8 protein-coding genes are annotated in these 9,936 nt (G+C 57.9%); all 8 read right to left on the reverse strand.

What is annotated here, in order from left to right; all coding sequences use genetic code 11:
• Positions 1-345 precede the first annotated feature (345 nt).
• The 8 genes from QD409_RS22795 to QD409_RS22830 all read right to left on the reverse strand — a co-directional run bounded on the left by QD409_RS22795 (position 346) and on the right by QD409_RS22830 (position 9,690).
• A complete protein-coding gene (locus tag QD409_RS22795; RefSeq protein WP_092853046.1) occupies positions 346-684 on the reverse strand; it encodes a slr1659 superfamily regulator in 339 nt (112 codons plus the stop codon).
• A 26-nt stretch (positions 685-710) separates the two neighbouring features.
• Positions 711-1,259 carry a slr1658 superfamily regulator gene (locus QD409_RS22800; RefSeq protein WP_167668037.1) on the reverse strand — a complete coding sequence of 183 codons (549 nt, stop codon included), beginning with the start codon at positions 1,257-1,259 and terminating at the stop codon, positions 711-713.
• Between the two features lie 3 nt (positions 1,260-1,262).
• Positions 1,263-3,623, reverse strand: a complete 2,361-nt coding sequence (locus QD409_RS22805; protein WP_092853042.1) for a SpoIIE family protein phosphatase — start codon at positions 3,621-3,623, stop codon at positions 1,263-1,265.
• On the reverse strand, positions 3,620-4,795 hold the full coding sequence (locus QD409_RS22810; RefSeq protein ID WP_092853040.1) for a class I SAM-dependent methyltransferase: 1,176 nt from the start codon (positions 4,793-4,795) through the stop codon (positions 3,620-3,622). The genes QD409_RS22805 and QD409_RS22810 overlap by 4 nt, the downstream gene beginning before the upstream one ends.
• Complete coding sequence (locus QD409_RS22815; protein WP_425348555.1) at positions 4,792-5,307, reverse strand: ubiquinone biosynthesis methyltransferase UbiE; 516 nt, start codon at positions 5,305-5,307, stop codon at positions 4,792-4,794. The genes QD409_RS22810 and QD409_RS22815 overlap by 4 nt, the downstream gene beginning before the upstream one ends.
• A gap of 35 nt (positions 5,308-5,342) precedes the next feature.
• Positions 5,343-7,046, reverse strand: a complete 1,704-nt coding sequence (locus tag QD409_RS22820; RefSeq protein ID WP_092853036.1) for a putative bifunctional diguanylate cyclase/phosphodiesterase — start codon at positions 7,044-7,046, stop codon at positions 5,343-5,345.
• Between the two features lie 592 nt (positions 7,047-7,638).
• On the reverse strand, positions 7,639-8,853 hold the full coding sequence (locus QD409_RS22825) for an MFS transporter (RefSeq protein ID WP_208858683.1): 1,215 nt from the start codon (positions 8,851-8,853) through the stop codon (positions 7,639-7,641).
• 12 nt (positions 8,854-8,865) lie between these two features.
• Positions 8,866-9,690: an aldo/keto reductase gene (locus QD409_RS22830; RefSeq protein ID WP_092853034.1), complete on the reverse strand. Its 825-nt coding sequence runs from the start codon at positions 9,688-9,690 to the stop codon at positions 8,866-8,868.
• Positions 9,691-9,936: the final 246 nt, after the last annotated feature.

Here is a 9,936-nt window from a genome sequence, read left to right on the forward strand (position 1 = left end):
AATATAATGTAAATCTTTGTTTATACTGAATTCTTTGCGGTAAACTAAGGATGTATTCTTTAAGGTTTAAGTTTAATTTTACGTATTCTGGTTTTGAAGATAATATATCCCCGTCTGGTGGAAAAACGCGCGAGGCTAGGGAGAAGGCCGGAGACGACCGAGTTCACACAAACAGGTATGTCACGCTGTGTGGTGGCGTGCTTATCCACAGGTTTTGCGTGCGGATCGCCAATTTTGCCGCTTCGATCTCGATTTTATTGAAGCGCCTGAGCAAACGGGCATTCGAAAGCTCTGCGCAATTCTCAACGCAAAACTTTCTCCTGGTCCGATAATGAGCGGCCATTGCTAGGTTAGACGCAAATCCAAGTGTGGGTGAAGCTTCTTCAGGTTTGGCAGCGATTTCATCTGCCAGGGAATTTGCGATGAGCCGCATACGGTAAGGTGGACGTCCGGATTCTTGCGCGCCTCTATCGTCAGCTTGGCGAGCAGGTTAATACCCGAAGAGTTCAGAAACTGCAGACCGGTCAGATCGAAAGTTGCCTTCCCACTGCCTCCATGAAGGATCGTCCTGGCCAGATCATAGACCGGTGCATAGGCGTCGGGACCTGCAAGCCGCATCGTCCCATCAAAATACAAGGTGCTGCCTTCGGACCAGACGCGGAATGCTTCTTCTTTAATTTCCATGAAAGGGGCCTCTTGCGTGTTGACGACTATGAAATTGCCATGGTGGCATAGGTCTGTAGTTTAGTCCGCTTATGCAGACCATCCTCATCGAAACGCCAGGCCAATTGAACCTGATAGTCGCTCATCAAAGTCAACAGTCCTAACCCGGACGCATTGCCGCCTGCAAGAACGTTCGCCTCAATCTGTTGTATGAGGAGGTCGCTGGGATCGCCGCCCGTCACCTTCAGCAACAGCTGCTGGAAGCGGGCTGTCGCATCGTGGTCGATCAGGTTGGCAATCCGCATCTTGAAACTATGCGCCTCCGTCAGCGCTTCGATAACGATCTCGCCAGAAACACGGAACTTGATGGAGTTTTCAATGAGCTCGTTCGTCAGATAGCCGATATCGTGCCGCGCCATCTTGTACTGGCGCTCGGAAGAACGGAAGTCGAGCGCCATCGTCTCTGCTATAAAGTCCGATGTCATGGCCGAATGCCGCCATGCCAAATGAAGCGGCCCGTCGAATAGGCAGATCCGCAGGGCGTTGGCAGCGTCGAACGAAGCTAGATGTTGCATGCCAAATGTTGCAGTTTTCATCTCTCACCTATGTCGCATCACCACAAGAGTAATATCGTCATGGATCTTCTGCGTGCCGATGTAGGTCATCAGGTGGTCGAGTATGCCTTTGACCACTTCCTCGGCGCTCCCGCCATGCAGGCGGCGGGCGTCCTCCAAAAGCCTTTCGAAGCCGAACAGTTCGCCCTTTAAATTTTCCGCCTCGGTCACGCCGTCGGTATGCAGGACGATCATGTCGCCCTTTTCGAAGGCGATTTCCCGCGTAGCGATGAAGGAGGCTATATCGGGTTCGAGACCGACCGGAAAACCGAGATCCCCGGTTTCGATCCGCTCCACCCTGCCGTCCTTGCGAACGATGATCATGTCTTCGTGCTGGCCGGATATCGTCAGCCGCTTGCCGTCATAGTCGAGGAATGACAGGGTGAGGTGCTTGTCCGTTCGCGTGCGTTCGATGTTCTTGAAGATCGTACGGTTGAGATCCGCCAGGAATTTTGCGGGATCCATTTCGCCGGCTTCTTGCAGTGCGCGCGCGATCGACTGCACCATCAGCATCAGCACGCCGCTTTCAAGTCCGTGCCCGGTCACGTCGCCAATGCCGATCTTTAAATTGCTTCCATTTTGCAGAACATCGTAGTAGTCGCCTCCGACTTCGTCAGCCGGCCGCATATAGGCGGCAATTTCCATGTTCTTGTTTGCCGCAAGCTCCTTGGCGCGCGGCAGGACCATGAGCTGGATCTGACGGGCGACATTGAGTTCGGCAGCCAGCCGCAGATTTTCGCTCTTCAGTTGGCCGTTGAGGATTGAGATCTCCTCCTTGGCCGCCTCGATCTCCTGGGTCCGGTCAGAAACGAGCTTCTCGAGATTCTCGGTGTGGAAGCTGATGTCTTCGGCCATGCGGTTGAAGGCAATGCCAGCTTCACCGACCTCGTCCTGGGTCGAAATATCGACCCTGACGGAATAATCCTTGGCCTGTATGCGCTTGGCGGCGGTTGCCAACGCGCTGATGCCGCCGGTGACGCGCTTGGAAGCGGCAAAGACTGCCGCCGTGACGATCATCAGCGACACCAGAACCGCCATGATCTGATAGAGCAGGATGCGATTGGTCGCGCGTGATATCTCCTCCTTGGCGGCAATGAGCGAAGCGTAGATCTCGCGCTCGGGCACGACTATTCCAAGCGACATGACCTCGCGCTGTATAGGCCCTTCCACCCAGAGATTGGTGGGGCGCAACTGCTTGATGACCACGAGATAGGGGACAGCCTCTCCCTGTTCGGTAAGGGAGATGTGCTGGATGACGCCGTCTGCATCGAGCGGCAGCGTCGTGACGGCCTTCTGCAGGCTGTTGCGCAACGATCGGTCAAGGCCGGTGACCCCTTTTGCCGCCGCGTCGCTCGCAGCACGCAGGCCTAAGGTTTTTTCACCGATGGGATTGATAGCGACGACATTTCCATTCGACATGGTCAGGAAGCCGAAGCCGCTTTGGGCGACTTTCACGTTCTCGACGATTTCGGCCAGCTGGGTGAGAGTGATATCGGCACCGGCGGCGCCAGCGACGTGCTGCCGATCCGAGGTCCAGAGCGGATGGAAAAAGCTGACGATCAGCTTTCCGGTGATAGCATCGGTGTAGGGGGCTGTCTGGGTAATGTAATCGGCAACGGGGCGCGATGATGGGCTGGAGGCCCACTGCTGCCAGGATTCATAAAGACCCGGGAAGAAGAAGGTCCAGAAATCCGCGCTGTTGTGGCCAGGGTAGAGCTTGTCGAAGGTCTGCGCCTGCGTCGTATAGGGCGCCGTCCGGAAGATCGGACGCTCCCTCGGGCCGATATAGTACATCTGCAGCTTCGATGCGCCATTGTGCAGCAAGGACGGCGCAACCAGGTCCAGCACGGCGCTCCATTCGATGTCGGCCTGAACCTGGGGTAGGGGGCGGTGGTCCTTGTCCAGCAGATAGCCCCACACACTGATGACGGATGGTGTTCCGGGGGCGTTTTGCGCCCACTGGCCAACCGGGTCATAGGTCACCGTGACGGTGCCGGGAGAGGCCTTGTCCATCGCAGAACCAATAGCCCCACTTCTTGTGGGGTCGTCGATTTGCGCTTGCAATACGCCGGCGAGCGCCTTCACATCGGAGTGGACCTGATTGATGAGAAGGCCGACCTGGGTGGCCGTCGAGTTCACGTAGGAGCTGATGTAATCCTGGCTCGCCTTCTCAAGGCCTTGCCCGACTTCGGTCGTCGCGTTGCGCGACAGGCGCTGCACGTTCCAGAGAGCAAGGCCGCCGCTGACCATAAGATCGAAAAGAACGGCTCCTCCGACGACGATCAGAAACTTGGCGCGAAATGAGCGCAATCCGAGTCTTCGCTTGGCGCTTGTCGTTTCCGTCATAGCGGCTTCTGCCCCGATGTGGCCCAGATCGGCCAGCCGGCATAGCCTCTTGGGTGGAGCGCTGCGAAGATATGATCGGCAAAGCCCTGCTTGAACTTTTCTATGAACGCAGGTGAATCACCTCTTCTGACCGCCATTTCATCGGCGTAGACATTTTGCCATGCGGTGATGATATCGGCGAAATCCTGGGGATCGCCGTCAAGATTGGTGACCATAAAGCTTTCCATTCTCACGTCCGTGAATCCGGCATCCAGCAGCATGCGGCGACCCTTCGGGCCCATCTCGACATCCATATCGAAATGGGCAAACAGTTTGGCGACTTCGGTGTAGGTCCACTGGATGCTGTCGGCTCTTGGTTCTCCAAGGCAATGGGAATTCTTCTCATTGGTGATGTAGACCCTGCCGCCAGGCTTGCATATGCGATACAGCTCCCGCAGCAGGACATCGGGGCGGTCGAAGATCTGCAATGAATGCCTGCAGGTCACGAAATCGAATTGATCGCTCTCGAACAACATTTGGGATGCGTCGCCATAGGTGTATTCGATATCCCGGACATCGAAGTCCTCTGCCACCTTGCGAGCATATTCCAGGCTGGGTATCGAATGGTCGAGTGCGACGATCCGCGCCGGTTTGAAGCGCTTTCTCAACAGCATCGCAAAATCGCCGATGCCGCAGCAGATATCGGCGACCTGCATTCCCTCGCGAAGGCCATGGCGCGGCAACATCTCGCGCTCATGCCGCCACGTCATTTTTGTCTGCGTCCTGAGGATCGGTATGAAGCTTTGGTTCTCAACGAATGTCTGGCCGGGATAAAAGGCGGAATCGTAGATGTCGACGACGATGTTGGGCGAAAGGTCGCTCAAATGGCGAAACAGGCGCGACGCCCAGGCAACGACACTGGAAGCGATGACCGTCAGCTTGAGATCCGGCCTGGATCGGGTCGCGTCGAGCAGCACATGCGTCAAGGCACGGAATGCCGTGTTGTTCATATGAGTGACGCGCTTCAGATTAATATAGCAGACGCCGTTTACTGTTTCGATGCCGTTGCGCAGCAAGGCGAGATCATCCGCAAGCTCGGCAACCGAATGCGGCCTAAGGACGCCCGATAGCGAGAACTCCTGATTGTTGGCATCGAATTGCGCCGTGAAGCGGTCAGACGAATGGTTGCTCAATTGAGGAGCCTTTCGAGTGCTAGATCCACCACAAAGGTCAACATCCCAGCATCCTGTTCAGACAGCTTGATGTTGGCATCGTAATTGATCGCAAGGCCAAGAAGGATTGCATGCTCGGCGCGCACGGCGTCATTGGTGATGACATCTAGATAGTTTGCGAGCGCCTGGCCGCTTCCTATGCGCTCAACGATCGCCTCGTAAAAGCTGCGCTGCTCAGCCGAGCAGGGGAGGGTCAATTCGATCCGCTCGGTTGAACCATTTCGATGGAAGCGGCAGGTAAGGGCGCCGGTGGATTCCTTGGTATGGAAGGACAACTCGAAGAGTTCGTTCAAGGCAGCCGAAAGCAGATTGGCATGGCGGATGGGATCGTGACGATCGTGGCTGACCATGCGGGCCACATAGGCGGCGCATTGGTCGCAACGCAACCAGTCCGCCCCCAGGGTCGCCATTTCCATCTCCATCTCCAGCAATGGTTCGAAAGCAGCATCCGCTTGCAATTCCATAGTATCCACGTGAGAAACTCCTGAATGAAATGGGTTTCAGAAATTTACGGTTCGGCGCGAAGCTCATCGAAGGTGGTAGGCGGCTGACTGCGGGTGGCCTGCCCGATGAAGGCATCAAGCCTGTCGGCGCTGAGCGGGGGACTGATGCAATAGCCCTGCAATCGATCGCAGCCTTCCTTGTGGAGCCAGGTGGCCTGTTGCTGTGTCTCGACACCCTCTGCGGTCACCCGCATATCCAGACCGTGCGCAAGACCGATCACGGAGCGTACGATGGTTTGGCTCTTGGTGTCCTGCATGAGATCCCTGATGAAGTACCGGTCGATTTTGATCGTATCGAAGGGAAAATTCTTGAGGTAGCTGAGCGAGGAATATTCAGTACCGAAGTCGTCGAGCGAAATCTGTATCCCGAGCACGTTAAGCGTGTTCAGCGTATCCAGATTGTTGATGGTCCGCTCCAGCAACACGCCTTCGGTGATCTCCAGCTCCAGGCGCTCGGCAGGAAATCCAACGATGTCGAGTGTTTGCGAGATGCGATCGGTAAGGCCAGGCGTCAGGAACTCGGCCGGCGAAAGGTTGACCGCAAGGCTGTAGTGCGGTGGCCATGCAAGAGCTTCGCGGCAGGCCTCCTCCAGCATCCACTGGCCGATTTCGCGCATGAGACCATCGGCTTCGGCCATGGGAATGAAAGCTGCCGGCGGAATGGTTCCCAAGGTGGGATGCCGCCAGCGTAGCAGCGCCTCAAAGCCCACCACCGTGGATGGAGGTTCTACCAACGGCTGATATTCGATGAAGAATTCATCCCGCTGGAGTGCCACGCGCAAGCTGCGCCGCAGCAATTCCCTCTGCTCGACCACGATCAGCATGCCCGGATCGAAGGTGCGCGCCCGTCGACGTCCCTCCTTCTTTGCCGCATAAAGCGCAACGTCGGCAGCTTTCATAAGCTGCTCGCTTTCGTTACCGTCGCGTGGTGCAATTGCGATCCCGACGCTAACGCCGACGAAGAGGGAGATGCCGCTGACGGTGAAAGGCTTCTTGAACTCCGTAACCAGCGTTTCCGCCAGCCTTTCTGCTTCGAAGGCCTGCTGCGGCCCGGCCTGGATGATCGCGAACTCATCCCCGGCCAGCCGGTAGACGGTCCCGTCCCGACCCAGCGTTTCCCTGATCCTTTCGGCGGCGAGTTTCAGCACGATATCGCCGGCACCATGTCCAAGAGTGTCGTTGACGGGTTTGAAGTCATCAAGATCGAGCTGCATGAGCACAGGCCCGATCCTGCCGCTCGCCGGAAGCAGTTGCGCCAGTTCCGCGCTGAACTGGCGACGATTGGGCAATCCAGTCAGGGCATCATGTGTCGCCTGATGAATGAGCCGGGCTTTTTCATTGTCGTCGGATGACAGGCTCCCGTCGGCACTTGCGCGGTTGGTTTCGATAATCAGCAGCCCCGTCCGGATATAAGAGACAAGGAAATTGCACTTTCCCTGCTTCGGAACATCGATCTGGATCGTGCGGGGCTCGCCGGTATCGATTACCTGCCGGATGAGCGCGGCAAGCGCCGGCTTGGCAAGCGCCGGATAGGCTTCCCACAATGTCACCCGTTTCCGAGAGGCAAGGCCGATATGCTCCTTAAACTTCTTGGAAGAATCGAGCAGTCTCAGGTCGAGGTCCCAAAGTGAGATCATCGCCTCTAAACCGTTGTCAGATTCGGATTCTCCTGGAACTTGCTGCGACCGATCCACTCGGTTCTCCGGCATATGGCCTCGTCCTCCCGTGCCCGCCACACAAAGTCTGACCGCCATCCAGTTTGAGCTGGCCTATTCGCATCGGAGATTGCGCATCAGCAATCGCATCAAGCGTGTAGGCGCAGTTCGTAACTTACCAGAACATGGCAACTGCTTTAAGCGAATATATTACGAGACGTTTATTTAGCAATGATTGCTAGGGTGTATGCTGATTAAAAGGATGGTCGGCGCCATCGTCCTGCTCCATTCTCGAGCAGAAATGGTTGCGTCATCTTTATTGGTATCGCATAGATTGTAGTGTTTCGTCGGCCGAGGCGGCCGTGACGTAAAGTCCCTGCCGGACGAAAGGGCAGGCTTTCCGATTCGTTGCCATTGAGTGGCAAAATGCGGCCATCTTCGGATGGCGCCATGTGATTCGGAAAGATTAGGCCTGCCTTGGTGCTCGGCCGCGAATTTCAAAGCAGGAAGCGGTGGTTTCCAGGAGACGAACGGATTGAGCTTGCAGCTACAGGAGCTGCCGGAAGCGACGTAGGTGACCGGATAGACCAGGTTCGCTACGTCGCCCGGCGTGGGCTTGGCTTGCAAGACGCGCAAAAGTCCAGCTTCAGGCGCTACGCACCTTGAGTTGCCTCGATTTCTCGCGACCGCCGATCAGCACCAGTGCGAGCCCCGTGGCCGCCAGAAGACCACCAGCGATCGCAACTGCGGCGTAGCCGAGCCCCATGCTGATGACACCTGCCCCAACGGCGGCGCCGAGCGCGTTGCCGAGATTGAAGGCGCCGACGTTGATCGAGGATGCCAAGCCCGGTGCTTCCGATGCGGCTTCCATCACCCGCATCTGCACGGGCGGAACGATGGCGAAGGCGGCAGCGCCCCAGATCAGAAGACCGATCGCTGCTCCCGTATGGCTGGGGAAAACCAGCGGCAGGACAAGCATGATTGCCGCAAGCGCGCCGAGGAATATCTTCGTGGCACCGTCGAGCGACCAGTCGGCCAATCGTCCTCCGAGCCAGTTGCCGATCGTGAAGCCTACGCCGATGAGGGCAAGCCCGAAGGTCACGAACTTGTTGGACGCGCCGGTGAGCGTCTCGAGGGTAGGGGCGACATAGGTATAGAGTGTGAACATGGCGCCCGCGCCCATCACGGTCGTTGCCATGGAAAGCAGCACGGCGGGTCGAGTGAGCACGCCGAGTTCGCGACGCACGTCCGGCATAGCACCGCGCTCACCCTTCGGAAGGGCGGCCCATAGTGCGGCGATTGCGGCGATACCGATCAATGCCGTTCCGGCAAAAGCCATGCGCCAGCCGATCTGCTGGCCGATCCAGGTCGCAGCCGGCACGCCGCCAATATTGGCGATCGTCAGGCCCATGAACATGGCGGCGACCGCGCTTGCCTGCCTTTCCTTTGGTACGACGCTCGCTGCCACCACGGCGCCGAGGCCGAAGAAGGCCCCGTGGTTGAGGCTCGTGACCAGCCGAGCGGCGATGAGCGTGAAGTAGCCCGGTGCCATGGCCGACATCAGGTTGCCGATGGTGAAGATGCCCATCAACAGCATCAGCGCAGTGCGCTTGCCGAAGCGGCTGAAGGCGAGCGTCATGATCGGCGCCCCGACCATGACGCCGATGGCGTAGGCGCTGATGAGAAGACCGGCCGTCGGGATCGATACGTCGACCCCTTGGGCAATGACGGGCAAAAGCCCCATCGGCGAGAATTCGGTCGTGCCGATGCCGAAGGCGCCGATTGCAAGAGCGAGAAGTGCCCAACGGGCAGACGAGGATGTTTCGGCCGTCGCTGCGGCCGTTGTGATATTGACGTTCATGGTGATTGTTCCTTAAGCGTCCCAGGCCGGAGCGAGGCCGGGAGGGCTGACGATGCGCCCGTCGGGGCGTGCAAGCCCTGCGACGGCAGCCATATCGGTTTCATCAAGTGTGAAGTCGAAGATCGCGATGTTTTCGGCCACGCGTGCGGGGTTTGCCGTCTTGGAAAGAGCGACGAAACCCTGCTGCACCAGCCAGCGTAAGCCGACCTGGGCAGCGCTCTTGCCGTATTTGGCGCCGATGCGCTGTAGCACGGCATCCTTCGGCACGGCGCCGTCGGCCATGCCGTAATAGGCGGTGATAGCAAGACCACTATTCTTGGCAGCTGCGACCAGCGCCTTCTGAGGCAGATAGGGATGCAGTTCGACCTGGTTGGTCACGATCGGCGCCTTGGAGCGCTCGATGGATTCCCGCATCTGAGCGATGTTCTGGTTGGAGACGCCGACGAACTTGGTCCTGCCGGCGGCCAGTACGGCATCCAGCATGTCGATCTGCGCGGCGACCGGAACCTTGTCAGCAGGCCAATGCAGGAGAAGAAGGTCGACCTGGTCGACTTTCAGCTTGTCGAGGCTTTCGTCGACCGATGCCGAAAATTTGCTGGGGCTGTAGTTGTCGACCCAGACCTTGGTGGTCAGGAACAGATCTTCACGGCGGGCGCCGGCGCGGCTCAATGCCCGGCCGAGCGCGGCTTCGTTCTGATAGATCTGTGCGGTGTCGAAATGGCGGAAGCCGGCTTCGAGGGTCGCCGGAATAACGCGCTCCACTTCCTCGTCCGACATGCGGAACACGCCGAAGCCGAGGGCGGGGATCACCGCGCCATGAGCGGTAACGGTTTGCATTGAAATCTCCAATGAAAGAACACAAGGGGTAAAACACCTTCAAGTGGCGGCTTTTCCTTGGGTTCGGTTATGGTTTGATCGGCATTGGCGCCGATCGGCTAACTCTCTTCCTTCCGCTGGACAGCGTGTTGCCGTCCTGCGGTTCTCGAACCAATCTCCAATACGTGACCTAATGCGTTAGCTTCGGTCACAGAGTGACGTTCGGCTCCCGGCTTCCCATTCTCCTTGATGAGCGCAGCCCAGTCC

The organism is Rhizobium sp. BR 315 (assembly GCF_050577975.1).
GTDB lineage: Bacteria > Pseudomonadota > Alphaproteobacteria > Rhizobiales > Rhizobiaceae > Rhizobium > Rhizobium miluonense.